General features: G+C 73.5%; 19 protein-coding genes. 10 read left to right on the plus strand and 9 right to left on the minus strand.

Going from position 1 to position 20,558, the window contains the following annotated elements:
- Positions 1-150: 150 nt before the first annotated feature.
- The 6 genes from IE180_RS04600 (at position 151) to soxR (ending at position 6,203) form a co-directional block, all read left to right on the plus strand.
- On the plus strand, positions 151-1,827 hold the full coding sequence (locus IE180_RS04600) for an MDR family MFS transporter (RefSeq protein WP_190155443.1): 1,677 nt from the start codon (positions 151-153) through the stop codon (positions 1,825-1,827).
- Positions 1,828-2,126: 299 nt separating this feature from the next.
- A complete protein-coding gene (locus IE180_RS04605; protein ID WP_190155444.1) occupies positions 2,127-3,188 on the plus strand; it encodes a glucose-1-phosphate thymidylyltransferase in 1,062 nt (353 codons plus the stop codon).
- Entirely contained in the window at positions 3,185-4,150 is a 966-nt protein-coding gene (gene rfbB, locus IE180_RS04610; protein ID WP_190155445.1) for a dTDP-glucose 4,6-dehydratase, read from the plus strand. Before IE180_RS04605 ends, rfbB begins: the two co-directional genes overlap by 4 nt.
- A gap of 108 nt (positions 4,151-4,258) precedes the next feature.
- A complete protein-coding gene (locus IE180_RS04615) occupies positions 4,259-4,867 on the plus strand; it encodes a hypothetical protein (RefSeq protein WP_190155446.1) in 609 nt (202 codons plus the stop codon).
- 147 nt (positions 4,868-5,014) lie between these two features.
- Positions 5,015-5,638 carry a DsbA family oxidoreductase gene (locus tag IE180_RS04620; RefSeq protein ID WP_190155447.1) on the plus strand — a complete coding sequence of 208 codons (624 nt, stop codon included), beginning with the start codon at positions 5,015-5,017 and terminating at the stop codon, positions 5,636-5,638.
- Position 5,639: 1 nt separating this feature from the next.
- Positions 5,640-6,203 (plus strand): redox-sensitive transcriptional activator SoxR, encoded by a 564-nt coding sequence (soxR, locus tag IE180_RS04625; RefSeq protein WP_229860288.1) that lies wholly within the window; start codon positions 5,640-5,642, stop codon positions 6,201-6,203.
- Positions 6,204-6,319: 116 nt separating this feature from the next.
- On the opposite strand, the gene IE180_RS04630 is transcribed toward soxR, so the two are convergent.
- Positions 6,320-7,477: an acyl-CoA dehydrogenase family protein gene (locus IE180_RS04630; protein WP_190155448.1), complete on the minus strand. Its 1,158-nt coding sequence runs from the start codon at positions 7,475-7,477 to the stop codon at positions 6,320-6,322.
- Positions 7,478-7,627: 150 nt separating this feature from the next.
- On the opposite strand from IE180_RS04630, the gene IE180_RS04635 reads away from it, so the two are divergent.
- Positions 7,628-8,593, plus strand: coding sequence for an NAD-dependent epimerase/dehydratase family protein (locus tag IE180_RS04635; RefSeq protein WP_190155449.1), 966 nt, complete (start codon positions 7,628-7,630; stop codon positions 8,591-8,593).
- Positions 8,594-8,676: 83 nt separating this feature from the next.
- Entirely contained in the window at positions 8,677-9,978 is a 1,302-nt protein-coding gene (gene rfbH / locus IE180_RS04640) for a lipopolysaccharide biosynthesis protein RfbH (RefSeq protein ID WP_190155450.1), read from the plus strand.
- A 24-nt stretch (positions 9,979-10,002) separates the two neighbouring features.
- Here the strand turns inward: rfbH and IE180_RS04645 are convergent, their stop codons facing one another.
- From IE180_RS04645 to IE180_RS04680, 8 genes are all read right to left on the minus strand, one after another.
- Entirely contained in the window at positions 10,003-11,190 is a 1,188-nt protein-coding gene (locus IE180_RS04645; protein WP_190155451.1) for a DUF6365 family protein, read from the minus strand.
- The gene (locus tag IE180_RS04650; protein WP_190155452.1) at positions 11,187-11,798 is read right to left on the minus strand and encodes a dTDP-4-dehydrorhamnose 3,5-epimerase family protein; all 612 of its coding nucleotides are present in this window, start codon (positions 11,796-11,798) and stop codon (positions 11,187-11,189) included. Before IE180_RS04650 ends, IE180_RS04645 begins: the two co-directional genes overlap by 4 nt.
- A gap of 18 nt (positions 11,799-11,816) precedes the next feature.
- Positions 11,817-12,809, minus strand: coding sequence for a Gfo/Idh/MocA family protein (locus tag IE180_RS04655; RefSeq protein WP_229860289.1), 993 nt, complete (start codon positions 12,807-12,809; stop codon positions 11,817-11,819).
- Positions 12,806-14,155: an NDP-hexose 2,3-dehydratase family protein gene (locus IE180_RS04660; RefSeq protein WP_190155453.1), complete on the minus strand. Its 1,350-nt coding sequence runs from the start codon at positions 14,153-14,155 to the stop codon at positions 12,806-12,808. Before IE180_RS04660 ends, IE180_RS04655 begins: the two co-directional genes overlap by 4 nt.
- Positions 14,152-14,916: a DUF6081 family protein gene (locus tag IE180_RS04665; RefSeq protein ID WP_190155454.1), complete on the minus strand. Its 765-nt coding sequence runs from the start codon at positions 14,914-14,916 to the stop codon at positions 14,152-14,154. Before IE180_RS04665 ends, IE180_RS04660 begins: the two co-directional genes overlap by 4 nt.
- Positions 14,917-15,104: 188 nt before the next feature.
- Entirely contained in the window at positions 15,105-16,124 is a 1,020-nt protein-coding gene (locus IE180_RS04670) for an LLM class flavin-dependent oxidoreductase (RefSeq protein ID WP_190155455.1), read from the minus strand.
- A 33-nt stretch (positions 16,125-16,157) separates the two neighbouring features.
- Positions 16,158-16,898, minus strand: a complete 741-nt coding sequence (locus IE180_RS04675) for an SDR family NAD(P)-dependent oxidoreductase (protein ID WP_229860290.1) — start codon at positions 16,896-16,898, stop codon at positions 16,158-16,160.
- Between the two features lie 62 nt (positions 16,899-16,960).
- Positions 16,961-17,779, minus strand: coding sequence for an SDR family NAD(P)-dependent oxidoreductase (locus IE180_RS04680; protein ID WP_190155457.1), 819 nt, complete (start codon positions 17,777-17,779; stop codon positions 16,961-16,963).
- Positions 17,780-18,025: 246 nt separating this feature from the next.
- Here IE180_RS04680 and IE180_RS04685 point away from each other — a divergent pair, with 246 nt between their 5' ends.
- Both IE180_RS04685 and IE180_RS04690 read left to right on the plus strand, forming a co-directional pair.
- Positions 18,026-19,291, plus strand: coding sequence for a beta-ketoacyl-[acyl-carrier-protein] synthase family protein (locus tag IE180_RS04685; protein WP_190155458.1), 1,266 nt, complete (start codon positions 18,026-18,028; stop codon positions 19,289-19,291).
- Positions 19,288-20,547, plus strand: coding sequence for a ketosynthase chain-length factor (locus tag IE180_RS04690; RefSeq protein ID WP_190155459.1), 1,260 nt, complete (start codon positions 19,288-19,290; stop codon positions 20,545-20,547). The genes IE180_RS04685 and IE180_RS04690 overlap by 4 nt, the downstream gene beginning before the upstream one ends.
- The last annotated feature ends 11 nt before the right edge of the window (positions 20,548-20,558 follow it).

A 20,558-nucleotide genomic window follows, 5' to 3' on the forward strand; every position in this document is an offset into this window, starting at 1 on the left:
GGGAGTTCGAGGGGCTCTGTAGCCGGGCCCTAGCGGGGAGCCGCACGATTCCCCTTGACCTCCAGTGCGCTAGAGGTTTCATCCTGGTCCGGACGCAGCGGCCCGCCCCCCTCCCGACGTCCCTTCCGAATCCGAAGGAAGAAAATCCCGATGACAGACACAGCGAAGCCGGATTCCCCCGCGCCCGATTCCGGTGCCGGGACGGCGGACAGGCGCAGGATCCGGCTGATCATGACGGGCCTGCTGCTCGGCCTGTTCATGGCCGCGCTCGACCAGACGATCATCTCCGCGGCGCTGCGCACCATCGCCGACGACCTGGACGGCCTCTCGGAGCAGGCCTGGGCGAACACCTCGTACATGATCACCTCGGTGATCACGACGGCCCTCTACGGCAAGCTCTCGGACATCTACGGCCGCCGGCCCGTCTACGTCAGCGCCGTCGGCATCTTCGTCCTCGGCTCCGTGCTCTCCGGCCTCGCCCAGTCCATGACGACGCTCGCCGTGTTCCGCGGCATCCAGGGCATCGGCGCGGGCGGCCTGATGAGCCTCGCCTTCGCGATCCTCACCGACCTGGTGCCGCTGACCGAACGCAGCCGCTACCAGGCGTGGTTCGGCGCGGTCTTCGGCGTCTCGGCCGTCGTCGGCCCCGTCGCGGGCGGCTTCTTCGCCGGACTCGACTCCTTCCTCGGCGCGACCGGCTGGCGCTGGGCCTTCTTCATCAACGTGCCGATCGGCCTGGCCGCCGCGCTCCTCATCGCCACGCTGGTGCGCGTCCAGCCGAACCGCACCCGGCACAAGTTCGACATCGCGGGCCTGCTCGCGCTGATCGCCTGCCTGCTGCCGCTGCTCTTCGCGGTCGAACAGGGCCCGAAGTGGGGCTGGACCGACGCGGGAACGCTTCTGCTGTTCGGTCTGGGCGCGGTCGGCCTGGTGCTGTTCCTGCTGGCGCAGAAGCGGGCGGCCGACGCGGCCCTGCTGCCCACGCCGATGTTCCGCAACCCGCTCTTCTCCGTCTACAACGGCGTCAACGTCCTCATCGGCGCCGCCGTGTTCGGCGCGCTGTCCGTCCTGCCGCTGTACTTCCAGATGGTCAAGGGGCTGTCCCCCACCGAGGCCGGCCTGATGATGCTGCCGCAGACGCTGGGCATCGTCGTGGCGGGCCGGATCGCCGGTCCGTACGTCACCAGGACGGGCCGCTACAAGGTGGTCCTGCTGACCGGCCTCGTCCTGATGGTCGCCGCGACCCTCTGGTTCGGAACGCTCACCGTGGACACCTCGCTGTGGCTGACGGGCGTCGCCGCCGGACTGATGGGCTTCGGCATCGGCCTGTGCTGGCAGGTCATGCTCATCGCGATCCAGACGGGCGTCGCGCCGCAGTACATGGGCGCCGGCATGGGCTCGTTCACCTTCTTCCGGCAGATCGGCGGCACCGCCGGCATCGCCGTCTTCCTGTCGATGTTCTTCGGCGCGGTCGGCGAGAAGGTCGCCGCGGCCTACCGCGACGCCGCCTCCGACCCCGCCTTCGCGGCGGCCCTGAACGACCCGTCCGTGACCGGGCAGGCAGCCAACAAGGTGCTGCTCGGAGCCCGGAACGGCGCCGTACCGATGGACGACAGCTCCTTCCTCGACCGGGCCGACCCGCGGCTCGCCAAGCCGTTCCTGGAGGGCATGGCCGAGGCGATGCAGACCGTCTTCGTGGTCAGCGGGGTCATGCTGCTGATCGCCCTCGTCCTCGCGGCCGTGCCGAAGGAGAAGCGCCGCGAGCCCGCCGCCGGTGCGCCGGGCGGCGCCAAGGAGCAGGGGAAGCAGCCCGCGGGCAAGAACTGACCGACCGCCGCGCCGGAACCATCGGGGCCAGACCCCGGGACCCCGGACGCCCACCCGCGTGCCGCCCGCCCCACCGGCGGGCGAGCACGCCCCCGTACGGACGCGCGCTTTTCCCCCGTTGCGCGCGTCCACGAAGGGGGCCGGCCCGTGCCGGCCCCCTTCTCCGCGTTCACCCGGGCACGCTCGCGCGGGAAGGTCCCGCGCCGGGTCCAGCTGGATTGGACCGGCCCTCTAGGTCGGCTTCGCAGAATCGTCCCCGTAACCGAGGCAAGGGCCGAAGGCGGGAGTGAAGGGTTGCCATGAAGGCACTGATTCTGTCCGGAGGGATGGGGACCAGACTGCGTCCCTTCACCTATTCCATGCCCAAACAGCTGGTGCCCGTCGCCAACAAGCCGATCCTGACGCACTGCCTGGAGAACGTCCGCGCCATCGGCGTCGAGGACGTCGCCGTCGTCGTCGGCGACCGCGCCGAGGACATCCGCGCCGTCGTCGGAGACGGCTCCGCCTACGGGCTGAACGTCACCTATCTCCAGCAGGAGGCCCCGCTCGGCCTGGCGCACGCCGTCGCCATCGCCGGGGAGTTCCTCGGGGAGGAGGACTTCGTGATGTACCTGGGCGACAACATCCTCGCCGACGGCATCGCCGAGTCCGCCCGCGACTTCCGGGCCGACCGCCCCGCCGCCCGGCTGCTGCTCACCAAGGTGGACGACCCGCGCGCCTACGGCGTCGCCGAGGTCGACGCCGAGGGCCGGGTCCGCGCGCTGGTCGAGAAGCCGCAGCAGCCGCGCAGCGACCTCGCCGTGATCGGCGTGTACTTCTTCACCGCCGCCGTGCACGAGGCGGTCCGCGCCATCGAGCCGAGCGCCCGGGGCGAGCTGGAGATCACCGACGCGATCCAGTACCTGGTGGAACGCGGCGACCGCGTCGTCGCCGGCGAGTACTCCGGCTACTGGAAGGACACCGGCAGCCCCGACGACCTCCTCGACTGCAACCGGGTGCTGCTGCGCGGACTCCCCCCCGGCGTACGGGGCGAGGTCGACGCGGCCAGCACGCTCGAAGGGCACGTGGTCGTCGAGGCCGGGGCCCTCGTGGAGCGCTCGCACCTCGTCGGACCGCTCGTGGTGGGGGCGGGCAGCGTCGTGCGCGACAGCGAGCTCGGCCCGTACACCGCCCTCGGCCGCGACTGCGTCCTCGAGGACGCCGGCATCCGCGACTCGATCGTCCTCGACGGCGTGTCCATCCAGGGCGTGCGCGGCCTGTCCGGCTCGCTCATCGGCCGCTCGGCCGACGTGCGCGGCGGCGAGGCCGCCGGGCGACGGCTCATCATCGGCGACCACACCCGGGCGGAGGTGGCCGCATGAGGCTCCTGGTCACCGGCGCCGCCGGGTTCATCGGCTCGCACTACGTCCGCCAGATCCTCGCGGGTGCCTACCCCGAAACCGAGGACGTCGACGTCACGGTCGTCGACCGGCTCACCTACGCGGGCCGCCGCGACAACCTCCCCGAGCACCACGACCGGCTCGACTTCGTCCGGGGCGACATCTGCGACCGGGGCCTCCTCGACCGCGTCCTCCCGGGCCACGACGCGATCGTGCACTTCGCGGCCGAGTCCCACGTCGACCGCTCCCTCACCGGCCCCGGCGAGTTCGTCCGCACGAACGTCACGGGCACCCAGCAGCTGCTCGACGCCGCCCTGCACGCCGGGGTGGACCGGGTTCTGCACGTCTCCACCGACGAGGTGTACGGCTCGCTGGACAGCGGCACCTGGACCGAGGACAGCCCGCTGCTGCCCAACTCGCCCTACGCCGCGTCCAAGGCCTCCAGCGACCTGATCGCCCGGGCCTACCACCGCACGCACGGGCTCGACGTCCGCGTCACCCGCTGCTCCAACAACTACGGTCCCCGCCAGCATCCCGAGAAGCTCATCCCCCACTTCGTCACGCGGCTGCTGACCGGCCGGAAGGTCCCGCTGTACGGCGACGGCCGCAACGTGCGCGAATGGCTGCACGTGGACGACCACTGCCGGGCCCTGCACCTGGTCCTCACCAAGGGCCGGGCCGGCGAGATCTACAACATCGGCGGCGGCAGCGGCATGAGCAACCGCGAGATGACCGCCCGCCTGCTCGACCTCCTGGGCGCGGACTGGGACATGGTGCGCCATGTCGAGGACCGCCTCGGACACGACTTCCGCTACGCGATCGACGACTCCAAGATCCGCGAGGAGCTGGGCTACGCGCCCCGCTGGTCGATCGAGAGCGGGCTGGGGGCGGTCGTGGACTGGTACCGCGACCACCCCGAATTCTGGCGCGCCCCCGTCTCCTGACCACGGGACGCCGTGTGCCGTCGATCGGCACCGGCGCGCCTTCCTCACCATCCAGCCGCCGGCACCCGGCCGGCGGAACGCCGTCGACGAGAACGGAACCCCACCACCATGTCCGCACTGCGCAGCCGTGCCCGCACCGCCGCGATCGCCGTCCCGCTGGCCCTGGCCGGTGTCGCGGCCACCACGTCCGGCGCCCAGGCCGCTCCGGTGAAGACCTACTTCGACTGCCGGGTCGGCACCGTGACCGGCCTCGCCTACTCCACCTACGTGGACGCCGTCGCCCCCGCGACCGTCCGCCCGGGGGCGACCTTCGACGTCACCCTCGACCCGGCCCCGATCACCCCGAACCCGGCCTACAACAAGGAGGTCAAGAACGTCGCCCTGCAGTTCAAGCTGCCGGCCGGCGCGACGGTCGTCTCCTACGAGGTCGCCGACGGCGGCGCCGCGGGCACCCCGGAGCTGCAGATAGACGGCACCAAGGCCGTGCTGCGCGCCGCCGGCCCGTACCTCTCCAACACCCCGTTCGACCTGCCCAAGATCACCATCAGGCTGAAGGCCCCCTCCACCCGGACCACCCTGGAGACCCGCTTCGGCGGCACCTCGCACGACGACCCGGGCTTCAGCTGGACCTTCATCTCCCCGAACTGGACGGGCGAGGCCCAGCTCGCCTGCTGGCCCGACCAGCCGATCGCGCTCACCAAGACGCTCGTCAAGTAGCGGCTCCGCGCATGCGCCGCGCCGGCCGGTCCCCGAGCGGGGCCGGCCGGCGCGTTTTCGGTGCACGCGACCTCGAGCGCACTTGACCTCCAGCGCACTCGAGGTTGCAGCCTGGGAGGTATTACCGAAAGTGGGGAGAGAGCGTCCGTGAAGATCGAGATCTGGTCCGACATCATGTGCCCGTGGTGCTACATCGGCAAAGCGCGCCTCGACAAGGCGATCGCACGCCTGGAGGACCGCGAGGCCCATGTGGTGTGGCGAAGCTTCGAACTCCGTCCCGACCAGCCCCGTACGCCCGGTGCTACGCTCGGCGAGATGATGCGGGAGAAGCTCGGACTCCAACCCGGGGAGACGGTCGAGCTGTTCGAGAAGATCCGGATCCTGGGCGAGGCCGAGGGGCTGGACATCCGCCTCACCGGCGTGCGCCCCGTGAACTCCTTCGACGCGCAGCGCCTCGTGCACCTGGCCGCCGAGGACGGCCTCTCGCACCGGATGAAGAGCGAGCTGTTCCGCACCTACCTGACGGAACAGCAGAACGTGGCGGACCACGAGGTCCTGCTGCGCACCGCGACCGCCGTCGGGCTCGACGCCGACCGCGTCACGGAGGTCCTGGCGACGGACGCCTACGGCGAGGACGTACGCGAGGACGAGCGGATCGCGGCCCGCCGCGGGGTCACCGGCGTTCCGACGATCTTCGTCGACGGCGTACGGGTCACCACCGGCGTCCCCTCGGTGGACCAGCTGCACCAGGCCCTGGTGGAGGCCGGCTGACATGACCGTCGCCCGGCCCGCGTACCACGTCACCGAGCTCACCGTCGGACAGCTGTCGGCGCGCAGCGGCGTCGCGGTCACGGCCCTGCACTTCTACGAGTCCAAGGGGCTCATCAAGAGCCGCCGCACGCCCGGGAACCAGCGCCGCTACACCCGGGACACGCTGCGCCGCATCTCGGTGATCCGGGTCGCCCAGCGCATGGGCATCCCCCTGAGCACGGTCCGCGACGCGCTGGCCGAGCTGCCCGAGGAACGCACGCCCAACCGGGACGACTGGGCGCGGCTCTCGCAGCGCTGGCGCGCGGATCTCGACGCGCGCATCGAGCAGCTGCTCGCGCTGCGCGACGGCCTGGAGGACTGCATCGGCTGCGGCTGCCTCTCGGTACGGGACTGTCCGCTGACGAACCCGTACGACGAGCTCGGCGAGGAGGGCCCCGGGCCGCGCAGGCTCCTGCGCGAGCCGACGGGGGCGGCGACCCGCGGCCGCCGGCACCGCGCCCCCACGGCGGACCCGTGCGGCGGCACGACCCCGGGCTGCCGGGCCGAGGACGGCCCGCGGGACTGAGGGACACGGGGCGGACCCGGGGCCGGGGCCGCCGTGGTGGTGGGCGCCGGGTCGCGGGCGCCTGTGGTGGTGAGGGCCGGGCCGGGGGCGCCCGTGGCGGTGGACGCCGGCCGGGGTCAGTGCGCGGGGCGCGGGGGGTGGAGTTCGCGGGCGTACGACTCGGCCGCGGCGGAGAAGGCCAGCACCACGTGGCCGGACGCCGTGTGCGCGTCCCGCCAGTGGCGCTGGAGCGGGGCCGAGTCCTGGTGGGCGCGGGTCCCCGCGGAGGCGAACAGACGGTCCACGGCGGACGTGGCGAGTTCGGCCGCGAGCGCGCAGTCCCGGCCGTTGCGGGCCACGTCGAGGGCGGTGACCTCTCCGGCGTCGGCGGTGCGGGCCGCCGCCTCCAGGAGCAGCGCCGCCGCGTCCGCCTCGCCCGCCGCACGGCCGAGGACGACCGCCGCCGCGCCGTCCAGACCGCCGGACGCCGAGGTGTGGCGGGGCGCCGTGCCCTCCCGCCAGGCCGCCAGGGCGGCCCGCGCGGCACCCAGCACGGGGGCCGCGAAGCACAGCCCGTTGACGGCCTTGAGGGGCACGCGGTGGCAGGGCGCGTCCGCTCCCTCGGCGACACCGGTGGCGACGGCGTCACGGGTGAAGGTCAGCTCGTCCGGCACGAACACCCCCTCCACCGACAGCGTGTTGCTGCCGGTCCCGCGCATCCCGACCGACGACCAGGTGTCCTCGGTGCGCCAGTCGCCGCGCGGCACGGCGAAGAACCGGGCGGTCGGCCGGTCCTCGGTCGTCATCGCGCACACCAGCGCCCAGTCCGCGTACTCCACGACGCTCACGTACGGCCAGGTGCCGCCGATCCGCCAGCCGCCCTCCTCGCGCCGGGCCCGGCCCAGCGGCACGAGCGCGCCCACGATCAGAACGTCCGGGCCCCCCGCCCAGATCCGCCGCTGCCCCTCCTCGGGAAGGTAGGCGGCCATCCGGCCGAGCGAGGCGGTCAGCGACGCCGCCCAGGCGGCCGAGGTGCAGCCCTCGCCGACCACGGACACCGCCCGCACGATCTCCTCGAAGGTCCCGGCCCCGCCGCCGTGCCGGCGCGGTACGAAATGGCGCGCGAAACCGGCGTCCAGCATGGACCGCACCACCTCCGGGGCGAGTCGGCGGTCACGTTCGGCGTCCCGCGCGTGCTCCGCGGCGATCTTCGCGACATCGGCGGCCGCGACCACCACGGCCGCGGAATCGGTGCGGGACGACGCCTGCCGTGTCGTCAACTGCTGAGTCGGCATCCTGGTCTGCTCCTTGTGAGTGCCTGCGGCCGGTGCCGGTCGCCCGGTCCCGTGCTCTTCGCGCCAGACTCACGCGGACCGCTCGAGCGGGACTACAGGCCGCCCTGGAAGGCTCGGCCCCCGGCAGCAGCCCTGAAGGAAGGCCCTGACATGGCATCCCGTCCCCGCCCCGCGCCGTGCGCGCTCGTCCTCGGCGGCAGCGGATTCGTCGGGGGGCACGTGTGCGCCGCGTTCCTGGCCCGCGGCTGGGAGGTGCACGCCTGGTCCCGGCGCGCCCGGGCACCCCGGGGGGCCACGGCGCACACCGTCGACCTGGTGCGGGCCGGGCCGGGACGGCTGGCGGACGAACTGGCCGCGCTGGCGCCGCAGGTGGTGGTCAACGCCGCCGGCGCGGTGTGGGGCGCCGGGGAGGAGGAGATGGCGGAGGCCAACGAAGGGGCGGTGCTCCGGTTCATGACGGCCGTGACCGCCCTGGGGACCCGCGCGCCCCGGTTCGTCCAGCTCGGCACCGTGCACGAGCACGCGGCGACGACCGTCTACGGCCGTACGAAGGCGGCGGCCACCGCGTGTGTGACGGCGGCGGGCGGCACGGTGCTGCGGCTGCCGAACCTGCTGGGCCCGGGCACCCCCGAGGGCAGTTTCCTGGGCGGGGTCGCCGCGCGGCTCGCCCGGGCCGCGCGCACCGGCGAGGCCGTGACCGTGACGACCCTCGCGCGGCGCGAGCGCCGTGAGTTCCTCGACGTGCGGGACGCCGCCGACGCCGTGCTCGCGTCCACCGCGCCGCCCGCCGCCGCGCGGGTGGGCGGCCGGTCCCTCGACCTGGGCACGGGCCGCCCGGTCGACGTGCGGGAGCTGCTCGACGCGCTCATCCGGCTCAGCGGGGTGCCCGCCCGTGTCGAGGAGCGCCTTCCGGAGCCGGGCCGCACGCCGCCCGGTGGCCTGTCCGGGGTGGAGCGGGGCCCGTCCCACGAGATCGCCGGCGAGCTCCTCGGCTGGAGGGCGGTGCGCGGCCCGGAGGAATCGCTGCGGGGGCTGTGGGAGGCGGTGGCCGGGACTTCCAGCGGGGCTCGAGCAGGGGACCAGCGGCGGGCTAGCGACCGGCTAGTCGGCGGCTAGCGGACGGCCCCAGGGTGACGGGGTCCGCGGTGGCACGTCCGCGCCGCGCTCCCTGTCAGCCCAGCGAAAGGCCAGTGGATCCGATGGACGCGGAGAAGACGCACATCCTGGCGATGGTGCGCGAGTACCACCGGGCCACGGAGGACCTGGAGTTCGTGCCGGGAGTGACGCCGGTGCAGCCGGCGGGCGCGACACTCGACGCGAACGACCGGGTGGCGCTCGTCGAGGCGGCGCTCGACCTGCGGATCGCGGCCGGGCCCAGCAGCCGGCGCTTCGAGCGCGACTTCGCCCGCTACTTCGGGCTGCGCAAGGCGCACATGACCAACTCCGGTTCGTCGGCGAACCTCCTCGCCCTGACCTCGCTCACCTCCCACACGCTGGGGGAGCGCAGACTGCGCCCCGGCGACGAGGTGATCACCGTGGCGGCCGGGTTCCCGACGACGGTCAACCCGATCATCCAGAACGGCCTGGTCCCCGTCTTCGTCGACGTCGAGCTCGGCACGTACAACACGACCGCGGAGCGGGTCCTCGCCGCGGTCGGCCCGCAGACGAAGGCGATCATGATCGCGCACGCGCTGGGCAACCCGTTCCCGGTGGCCGACATCGCCGCGATCGCCGCCGAGCACGGCCTGTACCTCGTGGAGGACAACTGCGACGCGGTCGGCTCGTACCACCACGGCCGGCTGACCGGCACCTTCGGCGATCTGACGACGACCAGCTTCTACCCGGCGCACCACATCACCACGGGCGAGGGCGGCTGCGTCCTGACCCGGAACCTGGCGCTGGCACGGATCGTGGAGCAGCTGCGGGACTGGGGCCGGGACTGCTGGTGCGAGCCGGGCCGGGACAACACCTGCTTCAAGCGCTTCGACTACCAGCTGGGGACGCTGCCGCACGGCTACGACCACAAGTACATCTTCACGCACCTCGGCTACAACCTGAAGGCCACCGACATCCAGGCGGCGCTCGGCGTCAGCCAGCTGACCAGGCTCGACTCGTTCGGCAAGGCCCGCCGGGCCAACTGGCAGCGGATGTACGAGGGGCTCGCGGAGGTCCCCGGGCTGCTGCTGCCCCGGGCGACGGAGCACAGCGACCCCAGCTGGTTCGGTTTCGTGCTCACCGTGCGGCCCGACGCGCCTTTCACCCGGCGCGATCTGGAGGGGTTCCTGGCCTCCCGGGCCATCGGCACCCGGCGGCTGTTCGGCGGCAACCTGACGCGCCACCCGGCCTATCAGGGACGCGAGTTCCGGGTGGTGGGCGAACTGACCAACTCCGACGTCATCACCGAGCACACCCTGTGGGTGGGCGTCCATCCGAGCCTGACGGACGCGATGATCGACCATGTGACGGGCAGCATCCGGGAGTTCGCCGCCTCGGCGCGATAAGCCCGCGGACCCGGCCCCGCGGGCTCAGCCCAGGCGGCGGACGGCCTCCGCGAAGGTCTCCGGCACGGCGGGCAGCGCGTCGAGCGCGGCCAGGTACCGGGCGCGTCCCTCCGCGAGCCGGGCGCGCTCCCCGGGGTCGTTCAGGACGGCGTCGACGGCCGCCACCGTCCCGTCGACGTCGAGGAGTTCGGCCTGCCGGAAGGCACCGGTCAGCGGGTTGTCCGCGAGCAGCGGCCGGACGACGGAGTTCCAGCGCAGCGGCCACATGCTGTACGGGGCGAGGGCGTCCGGCCCCTCGGTGCGCGGACCGCTGTGGCCGACGTACACGGCGGGCAGGTCCGAGAAGACCGAGCGGACCAGTGCCGAGGCGGGCACGTGCAGCGAGAGCACGGCGTCCGAGGCGTCCAGGAGGTCCTGGTAGCGGTCGGGCGGGCAGGACGGCACCCGGAGGGTGCGCTCGTCGGGCAGCCCGTCGAGCCCGTCCAGGTCGGGCCCGACGACCAGGAAGCGGGTGGTGTCGGGCAGCCGGCGCAGCGCGGCGGCGACGCGCTCGGGCACCCGCCGGGCGAGTCCGCGCGTCACCGGGTCCTCGACCGACTGGGCGTGGCGTTGCCAGCCCGAGACGGACAGGGAGAGCAGCCGGTCCTCTGCGCGCAGTCCGAGGGAGGACCGCACGGCGCGGCGCGCCTCGGCGCCGGGGCGGGGCAGCGGACGCATGAACGGGTAGACCAGGGCACGGCTGCCGGGGCCCGGGTCGGGGCGGGCCCAGGGCGCGGGCCGCAGCGCGACCGGCATGTCGAGGATCCGCCGGTCCACCTCCAGGCCGAGCCCGAAGTGGTCGATGCGGAAGTCGGTGTTCTCCCACTCGTACAGGTCGAGCGGGATCACCGGGACGCCGAGCCGTTCCACGAACCAGGGATCGGTGCGGTAGACGCGGTGCATCATCAGCCAGTACGAGAGGTAGTCGCTGAGCACGATCACGTCGGGTCGCTCGGTCCGTACGGCGTCCTCGACGACCGCGCGGACACCCGCGCCCATCGACGCGTCGATGACGGTGCCGGGCACGCCGGCGGCCTCGAGCTGCGGTGCGTTGTGGGTGTCCACCACGAAGTGGGCGGTGATGCCGGCGGGTGCCAGGAGCCGGGCCAGGCCCAGGCCGGTGGTGACCTCGCCGTGGGTGCCGACGACCGGCGCGAGGAACAGCAGTTTCATGGTGTCCCGTTCTTTCGGTGGGCCCCGGAGGGCACGGTGCCGGGCCAGCGCGGGAGGATGCCGCGCTCCAGGGCGGTGCGCAGCGACGGTGCCCGGGCGTCCTTCTCGGACAGCAGGGGCGGTTCCTCGTGACCCCAGGGAAGCGCCAGTTCGGGGTCGAACGGGTCGATCTCGAACTGGGTGCCCGGGACGTGCGCGGTCGACAGGGCGTAGGAGATGCAGGTGTCGTCGGTGAGGGCGAGGAAGCCGTGGCCGAGGCCTTCGGTGACGTGCACGGCCACCCCGTTCTCAGGGGTGAGCAGGGTGCTCGCGCTCTGCCCGAAGGTCGGCGAGCCGACCCGCAGGTCCACCACCATGTCGCGCAGCGCGCCGCGCACGCAGGTGACGTACTTCGCCTGACCGGGCGGGATGAGCACGCCGTGGATGCCGCGCAGGGTGTTGCGGCGCGAGGTCGAGTAGTTGATCTGCCGTACCTCGAAGGGGCGCCCGAGGGCCTCGCTCACCAGGTCGGCGCGGAGCGACTCGAAGAACGTGCCGCGCGGGTCGGGCCACTGGCGCGGGGTGATCACGTAGGAGCCGGGGACCTGCCGGATCTCTCGGATGTCCATGTCCGTCCGTTCCTCCGCTCAGACCTTCACGAGGTGGGCGGTCCGGCGGATCTCGTCCACCAGCCGGGCCCGGCGCACCATGGCCGCCGCGTCGCTCGTGTCGGCCGCGCCGCTCGTGCGCCGCTGCCGTACGGACTCGGCGAAGGCGGCGACCGCGGCGGCCGCCTGGTCGTGGGCGGGCAGGACGCGTTCCTCGACGCCGCCCGCACGCTCGATCCGCAGCACCGGGCGGTGCTCCGCGGGCGGGGAGTAGGCGCGGTCGAGGGCCAGGCTGCCCTCGCTGCCGAGCAGCCGCCAGCCCGCCGTGTATCCGTGCTCCATGCCGAAGACCAGTTGGGCGCCGGCCCCCGTGGCGGGATCGCCGAGCAGTGCGCTGCCGCCGAGGTCGACGCCGCGCGCGGTGTCGTGGCGCAGGACGGCGCCGTGCACGCGCAGCTCGGGACCGAGCAGCAGGGTGGCGAGCCGCACCGGGTACACGCCGATGTCGAGAAGGGCCCCACCGTCCAGGTCGGCGCGGTAGCGGATGTCGTCGGCGGGGCGCGGCGGGATCGTGAACGAGGCGTGCAGCGCCCGTACGTCGCCGATCACCCCTTCGGCCACCAGGTCCCGTACGGACGTGTACGCGCCGTGGTGGACGAACAGGTAGTTCTCGGCGAGGACGACACCGTGTTCGCGGGCGAGGCCGAGCAGCCGTGCCGTGTCGTCGGACCGCGCGGTGAGCGGCTTCTCGGCCAGGACGTGTTTGCCCGCGCGCAGCGCGCGCTCGGTCCACCGGGCGTGCAGGGCGACCGGCAGCGGTACGTACACGGCGTCCACGTCGGACCGTTCGAGCAGTGCGTCGTACCCCACGACGGCCGCGCAGCCGAAGGCGTCGGCGGCGGCCCGGGCCTTGTCGGCGGTGCGGCTGGCGATCGCCGTCACGACCGTCCGGGGGGAGGCCGCGAAGGCGGGCAGCATGCGGCGCAGCGCGATGTCGGCGCAGCCCACCACGCCGATCCTCAGCGCGCTCACCGGGACGCCCCGTGGCCGGGCAGGGTACGGACGCACGCCAGGAGGGTGCGGGCCTCGACGTCGACGAGGTTGCCGATCCGGCCGGCACGGGTGAGCTGGCGGACCGTCATCCACGTGTAGTCCTCGGGGACGTCGAGGGGGACGTCGGTCCCGTCGACCACCAGGTAGCGGTTCTCCGCGTGGTAGAACCGGCCGCCCTCCTCGGAGTGCACGGTGTCGAACAGCACCTGCTCGGGCCGGGCGGCCAGCACGGCGTCCAGGTACGGCGGCCGTCGCGCGGACCCGGTGAGATTGCCCGGGTTGCACTGCACGCTGGGCCCGATCTCGGCGACGTCGAAGGTGCCCGCCTCCGCGCGGGCCTGCACCAGCAGATGGCGCTCCCCGTGGATCTCCTTGCTCACGAAGGCGATGACCCCGCGTCCTGCCGGGGCCAGCATCGGCTGGGACCAGGAGGGCACCTCGCGGCTGTCGGCCTCGACGTCGACGCCGATGATCCGGAAGTACCGGCCCGCCTCATGGGCGATCTCGCCGCGCTGGTCGTCGCGGTACCAGCCGCCGACCCGGCTCAGCGGGATCGTCGTGCGCTCGGGGCGGTGACGGACCTTGGCCCCGGTGAACCAGTGCAGCAGTGTCGCGGTGTCGTGCAGCGGCTTCTCCGACGCCCGTCCGGAGAGCGGAGCCTCGCCGGCACCGTCGCCGGTCGCGTCGTCGGGCAGCCCCGCGAGCACCGTGCGCGAGTCCATGTTGACGAGGTTGTCGACCCGCAGCAGCTCCGCCATCACCGGGCGCGGCACCCAGCAGAAGTCCTCGTGGACCGGGACGTCGGCGGTCGTCTCGACGACGATGTTGCGGTTGCGCTTGCCCAGGAACCACGAGCCCTGCTCGCTCTGCAGGGCGTCGTAGTGCACCCGGTCCGCGGCGCCCGGAGTGAGGAAATGGTCGATGTAGCGGACGGCGGCGCCCCGGTGCACTCGCGTGTAGTTGCTGAAGGTGGCCTGCACGGTCGGCGAGAGCTGGAGCGTGGTGATGTTGCCCGGCTCCATCTTGGCCTGCATCAGCAGATGGGGGACCCCGTCGAACCGCTTGAGCAGCACGCCGAGGATGCCGGTCTCCGGCTGCCGGATGATCGGCTGCGTCCAGGCCGGCGCGTCCGGGGCGGCCGGCGTGAACCGCAGGCCCTCGATCGAGAAGAACCGGCCGCTGCGGTGCCGGACGTCGCCCGTGGCGGAGTCGGTGTACCAGCCGTCCAAGTCGTGCAGGGGGACCGGGGTGATGCGGTACCGGTGGGCGGCGCTCCGGCCGGCGAACCAGGAGTGGAAGCCGGCCGCGTCCTGGACGCGCGTCACGCCGCCACCTCGTCGGTGACCGACAGGGCGCCCACGGTGAGACGCAGCCCCTGTCCGCGCGGGCGGTCGCAGATCAGCGCCAGGCCGGGTACGAGCGTCGTGGGCCGCACGAGGCCGAGCGGGCCCGGGGTCACCGAGTCCGGGCGCACCCCCTCCGGCAGGCCCTGACCGAGGCGTTCCACGGAGAACACCTCGGTGCCGTCGAGGAACCAGCGGGCCACGGCCGCCGCCGTGTCCACCACGAGCGCGCAGCGGTGCGTGTCCAGGGGGCCGCGCGGGGCGAGCGGCACACTGTACGAGAAGCCGCCCCGTGTGCCGTCCGGGCCGGGCACGCGACCGTACAGCGCCCACACCCGACCTCCGGTCAGTGCGAAGTCCAGGATCAGGCCGGCGTCACGGTCCAGTACGACGAGGGCGCCCGCCCCGTCCTGCACGTCGTCCGCCGCCTCCCCCAGCAACTCGGCCGAGAGCGTCGCGGACACGGTCAGCGTCGCGCCACCGGTCGGGCACGCGGGGCCGAAGGCGGCCCAGCGCAGATGGTCGAGGGGCTCGCTGCCGGGCGGCACCACGAAGGCCGGGTGCCCGGTGCCGGGGTCCGTGCCGGTCGGCTCCACCACCAGGCCGGCGTCCGTGGCACGCGTGAGGCCGTCCCCGGCCGTCAGCGCGCCGGCGGGCCGCAGCGACCAGGGGCCGTCGGGCCGGACTTCCGGGGCGCGCGTCCGCAGCCCTTCGGTGAAGTCGTCGTGGAAGAGGATCGTCATGGCGTTCTCCGTGCGGTGAGCCGGGCGGGGACAGGGGACGACATGGGCGGCCCTGTTTCACGTGAAACGGGGACGGGTCCGGACGAAGAGCTCGTTTCACGTGAAACAGGCCAGGCCGGGGACGCTCTTGTTTCACGTGAAACACGACGGGGGTCGACGGTCCTGTTTCACGTGAAACGGGACCGGGGTCAGCCGGTGGCCGTGCCGGAGCGTTCCAGGGCCCGGGCGGTCGCCTCGACGATGGCCAGACGGCCCTCCAGGCCGGTCGCGGCGGCCGAGACCATGACCCCGAGGGTGGTCACGCCCGCGTCCGCGTAGGCGCGCATGCGGTCAGCGATCCGGTCGACGGGGCCGATCAGCGCCGTGCGGTCGATGAAGCCGAGCGGGAGCGCCGCGCCGGCGCCCGCGCGGTCGCCCGCCGCGAGCCGGTCGAGGAAGGCGGCGACCTCGGCCTCGTACCCCATCGAACGAGCCATCGCGCAGTAGAAGTTACGCTCGGGGTCACCGATGCCCATGAGGTACACGTACTGGCCGCGCAGCATGTCCGCCGCCTGGCCCGCGGTGTCCGCGACGGCGGTGGGCAGGCTGGGCAGCACCTCGAACCCGTCCAGGTCGTCGGTGCCCCGGCCCTTGAGGATCTCCGTGACGGCTCGGGCGACGGCCTCCGGCGAGGTGAAGACCCCGAGCCAGCCGTCCGCGATCTCGCCCGCGAGCCGCAGGTTGCGCGGGCCGACCGCCGCGAGCAGCACCGGCAGCCGGCCGGGGGGCCGCTCGGTCAGCAGGTGCAGGGGGGCGGGTCCGCCGACCTCGAAGTGCCTTCCCCGGTGGGTGACGGGCTCGCCGTCCAGGGCGCGGCGGACGATGTCGACGTACTCCCGGGTGCGTTCGAGCGGCTGTGTGAACTCGACGCCGTACCAGCCCACCGACACATCGGGGTTGGACACGCCGAGGCCGAGCCGGAAGCGGCCGCCGCTCAGCGAGTCGAGCGTGGCGGCGGTCAGGGCGGCCATGGCCGGCGGGCGGCCGGGGATCTGCATCACGCCCGAGATCAGGGCGATGCGTTCGGTCACCCCCGCCACGAGGCCCAGCACGCTGGCCGCGTCGGAACGGTAGCCCTCGGGGGCCAGCGCGGCGGCGTAGCCCAGCCGTTCGGCGGCGCGGGCGAGTTCACCGGCGCCTTGGTGGACGAGGTTCACGGCGAGCCGCACGGGGGACTCCTCGGAAAGACGGGGGCGGACGGTTCAGAGCAGGTGGGCGCCGCCGTCCACCAGCAGGACCTGCCCGGTGGTGTACGTGGCGCGGAGCAGCCCCAGGACGGCTTCCGCGACGTCCTCGGGCCGGCCGGTGCGGCGCAGCGGAGTGGTCTGCCGTACGTGTTCGGCGATCGGAGCGAAGAAGTCGCTGTTCTGCGTCCAGGGCGTCTCGATCAGTCCGGGCGCGACGGCGTTGACCCGGACGACCGGACCCACCGCGTTCGCGAGGAGCCGGGTCATGTGCTCGATGGCCGCCTTGCTCACGGCGTACGGGATCGAGCTGCCGGCCGGGCGGCTGCCCGCGATGGAGGACACGTTGACCACGGCTCCGGCACCCGAGCGGGACAGGTGCGGCATCGCGGCGACGGTGGTCTGCCAGGTCCCGATCACGTTGAGGCCGAGGATCTCCCGCCACACCTCGGGCGTGGCGGCGGACAGGTCGGCGTGCGGGACGGCGCGGGTGCGTCCGGCGTTGTTGACCAGGACGTCCAGCCGGCCGTAGTGCGCGACGGTCGTGTCGACGAGGCGGCGCGCGGCCGACTCGTCGGAGACGTCCGCCCGGACGTAGAGGGCGTCGGGCAGGGAGGAGGCCGTCTTCTCGCCCTCCTCCACGGAGCGGGCGGAGTTGACGACCACGCGGTAGCCCGCGGCGGCCAGCCGCTGGGCGACGGTCCGCCCGATGCCGGAGGAGGAGCCGGTGACCAGCGCGACGGGTGCCGCGGACGCCACGGGTGCCACCCGTGCGGCCGGGGCGGGCGCCGTGTCCGGTGTCGTGGGAGCTTCGGCGGCCATCAGTAGTTGCCCAGCCCGCCGCAGACGTTGAGCGCCTGCGCGGTGACCGCCGCCGCGTCGTCCGCCACCAGGTACTCGACCATCGCGGCGACCTCGCGGGTCTCGACGTACCGGCCCATCGGCACCCGGGCGGTGATGCGGTCGAAGGTCTCCTGCTCGGACACCTGCCAGATGCCGGCGTAGTGCTCGCGCACCTTCTCGGCCATCGGGGTCTCCACGAAGCCGGGGCACACGGCGTTCACGGTGATGCCGGTACGGGCCAGCTCCAGGCCGAGGGCCTTGGTCAGTCCGACGACGCCGTGCTTGGACGCCGAGTACGGCACCGCGTGCACCACGCCCTGCTTGCCGCCCGTGGACGCGATGTTGATGATCCGGCCGCGCTTCTTGGCCAGCATCCCCCCGGCGTTCAGCACCTCCTTCGTCATGAGGAAGACGCTCGTCAGGTTGGTGTTGATGACGTCGAGCCACAGCTCGTCGGGAATCTCGGCGGTGGCGCCGCCGCCGCTGCGGCCGGCGTTGTTCACCAGGATGTCGACCGTTCCGTACCGCTGGACGGCCGCCGCCACATAGGCGCGGATCTGCGCCGGGTCCGCCACGTCGCACACCGTGCCGTCCACGTCGAGGCCCTCGGCCTGGAGCTCCTTGACCGTCTCCGTGAGCCGCGCCCCGTCCCGGGCGCAGAGGAAGGTGCGCGCGCCGAGTGCGGCGAGCCGCCGGGCGATCGCCAGACCGATGCCGCTGGTGGCACCGGTCACCAGCGCCACCGGCTGCGCCGGAGCGTTGGCCTCGGCCGTGTCCGTGGCTGTCTGCGTCGTCATGCTGCTGGTCTCCCTTGGGTTCCTCGGGCGGGTGCGCGGCGGGGTGTGCGGGGCGTCCTGCCGTCCACCCGAGAGCGTGGTCGCGGCCCCTTGAGCGGGGCTGGAAGGCGGCTCGCGGGCGCCCGCGGGCGCACCATCGGCCCGCGAGCCGCCCTCGAGCCGGGCGGGGGAGTGTGCCGCTGTGTCAGAGAGGTACGGCGGGCGAAAGGAGCCCCACGCGATGCCCAGCAGCACAGGAGGACGACGGTGACCCGACGCGTAGTGATCACCGGGGTCGGGGTGCGCGCCCCTGGCGGCTCGGGAACGAAGGAGTTCTGGGACCTGCTCACCGCGGGCCGCACGGCCACCCGGCCCATCAGCTTCTTCGACGCCGCCCCGTTCCGGTCCCGGATCGCGGGCGAGGTCGACTTCGACGCGCGGGCCGAGGGCTTCTCGCCGCGCGAGGTCCGGCGCATGGACCGCGCCACCCAGTTCGCCGTCGCCTGCACCCGGGAGGCGCTCGTCGACAGCGGCCTGGAGACGGGCGCGCTCGACCCCTCACGGATCGGCGTCGCCCTGGGCAGCGCGGTCGCCTCCGCGACCAGCCTGGAGAACGAGTACCTCGTGATGGCGGACGCCGGCCGTGAGTGGGTGGTGGATCCGGCTCATCTGTCGCCGTACATGTTCGACTACCTCAGCCCGGGGGTCATGGCCGCCGAGGTCGCCTGGGCGGCCGGCGCCGAGGGGCCGGTCACCATGGTGTCCGACGGCTGCACCTCGGGTCTGGACTCGGTCGGCTACGCCGTCCAGCTGATCCGCGAGGGCAGTGTGGACGTGGCGGTCGCGGGCGCGGCCGACACCCCCGTCTCCCCGATCGTCGTCGCCTGCTTCGACGCCATCAAGGCGACGACTCCGCGCAACGACGACCCGGAGCACGCCTCCCGGCCCTTCGACGGCACCCGCAACGGCTTCGTCCTCGCCGAGGGCGCAGCCATGTTCGTCCTGGAGGAGTACGAGGCCGCCAAGCGGCGCGGGGCGCACATCTACGCCGAGGTCGGCGGCTATGCCACGCGCTGCAACGCGTACCACATGACGGGTCTGAAGAAGGACGGCCGCGAGATGGCCGAGTCCATCCGGGCGGCCCTCGACGAGGCCCGTCTCGACCGCACCGCCGTCGACTACGTCAACGCGCACGGCTCCGGCACGAAGCAGAACGACCGCCACGAGACGGCCGCGTTCAAGCGCAGCCTCGGCGACCGGGCGTACGCGGTGCCCGTCAGCTCCATCAAGTCCATGGTGGGCCACTCGCTCGGTGCGATCGGCTCCATCGAGATCGCCGCGTCGATCCTGGCCATCGAGCACAACGTGGTCCCGCCGACGGCGAACCTGCACACCCCCGACCCCGAGTGCGACCTGGACTACGTGCCGCTCACCGCGCGCGAACTGCGCGTCGACACCGTCCTCACGGTGGGCAGCGGTTTCGGCGGGTTCCAGAGCGCGATGGTCCTGCACCGCCCGGAGGTGGCCGCATGAGCACGCAGTCGAGCACCGCGGCCGGCGCCTCCGGCCGACGGGTCGTCGTCACCGGGCTCGGCGTCACCGCACCCGGCGGCATCGGCACCGAGCACTACTGGAAGGCCCTGCTGACCGGCGAGAACGGCATCAGCGAGCTGTCCCGGTTCGACGCCTCGCGCTACCCGTCCCGGCTGGCGGGCCAGATCGACGACTTCGAGGCCTCCGATCACCTGCCCGGCCGGCTGCTGCCGCAGACCGACGTCTCCACCCGCTACGCGCTCGTCGCCGCGGACTGGGCGCTCGCCGACGCGGGCGTGGGCCCCGACGCGGGCTTCGAGGACTACGACCTCGGAGTCGTCACCTCCACCGCGCAGGGCGGTTTCGACTTCACCCACCGGGAGTTCCACAAGCTGTGGAGCCAGGGACCCGAATACGTCAGCGTGTACGAGTCGTTCGCCTGGTTCTACGCCGTCAACACCGGCCAGATCTCCATCCGCAACACCATGCGCGGCCCCAGCGCCGCGCTGGTCGGGGAGCAGGCCGGCGGCCTCGACGCGATCGGACACGCCTGCCGCACGGTCCGCCGCGGCACCCGGCTGGTGCTCACCGGCGGCGTCGACTCCGCGCTCGACCCGTGGGGTTACGCCTCCCAACTCGCCGGTGGCCTGGTCAGCACGGTCGCCGACCCGGAGCGCGCCTACCTGCCCTTCGACGCCGAAGCCTCCGGCCACGTGCCCGGCGAGGGCGGCGCCGTGCTCATCGTCGAGGACGCCGACTCGGCGCGCGAACGCGGCGTCGAGCGGATCTACGGCGAGATCGCCGGCTATGCCGCGACCTTCGACCCGGCGCCAGGCTCCGGCCGGCCGCCCGCCCTCGGCCGCGCCGCCGAACTCGCCCTCGCGCAGGCGGGCCTGACGCCCGCCGACGTCTCCGTGGTGTTCGCCGACGGCGCGGGCGCCCCGGACCTCGACCGGGCCGAGGCCGAGGCGATCGGCCGGCTCTTCGGGCCGCACGGCGTTCCCGTGACCGCGCCCAAGGCCCTCACCGGCCGCCTGTGCGCGGGCGGCGGTCCCACCGACCTCGTGGCCGCCCTGCTCGCCCTGCGCGACCAGGTGATCCCCGCGACCGGCCGGACCGCGCGGGTGCCCGACGCCTACCGGCTCGACCTGGTGACCGGGCAGCCCCGCGAGGCCGCCCTGAGCACCGCCCTGGTCCTGGCCCGAGGCCGCCACGGTTTCAACTCGGCGATCGTCCTCACCACCCACCGACCCTGAACCCAAGGAGA

The sequence above is a fragment of the Streptomyces litmocidini genome (assembly GCF_014649755.1).
Classification (GTDB): Bacteria; Actinomycetota; Actinomycetes; order Streptomycetales; family Streptomycetaceae; genus Streptomyces; species Streptomyces litmocidini.

What these genes read in the sequence shown, in the direction of transcription:
- IE180_RS04645 (WP_190155451.1), bottom strand. Translation starts at nt 11,190, where the DNA reads ATGAAACTGCTGTTCCTCGCGCCGGTCGTCGGCACCCACGGCGAGGTC.
- soxR (WP_229860288.1), top strand. Translation starts at nt 5,640, where the DNA reads ATGACCGTCGCCCGGCCCGCGTACCACGTCACCGAGCTCACCGTCGGA.
- rfbB (WP_190155445.1), top strand. Translation starts at nt 3,185, where the DNA reads ATGAGGCTCCTGGTCACCGGCGCCGCCGGGTTCATCGGCTCGCACTAC.
- IE180_RS04680 (WP_190155457.1), bottom strand. Translation starts at nt 17,779, where the DNA reads ATGACGACGCAGACAGCCACGGACACGGCCGAGGCCAACGCTCCGGCG.
- IE180_RS04630 (WP_190155448.1), bottom strand. Translation starts at nt 7,477, where the DNA reads ATGCCGACTCAGCAGTTGACGACACGGCAGGCGTCGTCCCGCACCGAT.
- IE180_RS04635 (WP_190155449.1), top strand. Translation starts at nt 7,628, where the DNA reads ATGGCATCCCGTCCCCGCCCCGCGCCGTGCGCGCTCGTCCTCGGCGGC.
- IE180_RS04600 (WP_190155443.1), top strand. Translation starts at nt 151, where the DNA reads ATGACAGACACAGCGAAGCCGGATTCCCCCGCGCCCGATTCCGGTGCC.
- IE180_RS04615 (WP_190155446.1), top strand. Translation starts at nt 4,259, where the DNA reads ATGTCCGCACTGCGCAGCCGTGCCCGCACCGCCGCGATCGCCGTCCCG.
- IE180_RS04650 (WP_190155452.1), bottom strand. Translation starts at nt 11,798, where the DNA reads ATGGACATCCGAGAGATCCGGCAGGTCCCCGGCTCCTACGTGATCACC.
- IE180_RS04665 (WP_190155454.1), bottom strand. Translation starts at nt 14,916, where the DNA reads ATGACGATCCTCTTCCACGACGACTTCACCGAAGGGCTGCGGACGCGC.
- IE180_RS04690 (WP_190155459.1), top strand. Translation starts at nt 19,288, where the DNA reads ATGAGCACGCAGTCGAGCACCGCGGCCGGCGCCTCCGGCCGACGGGTC.
- IE180_RS04605 (WP_190155444.1), top strand. Translation starts at nt 2,127, where the DNA reads ATGAAGGCACTGATTCTGTCCGGAGGGATGGGGACCAGACTGCGTCCC.
- rfbH (WP_190155450.1), top strand. Translation starts at nt 8,677, where the DNA reads ATGGACGCGGAGAAGACGCACATCCTGGCGATGGTGCGCGAGTACCAC.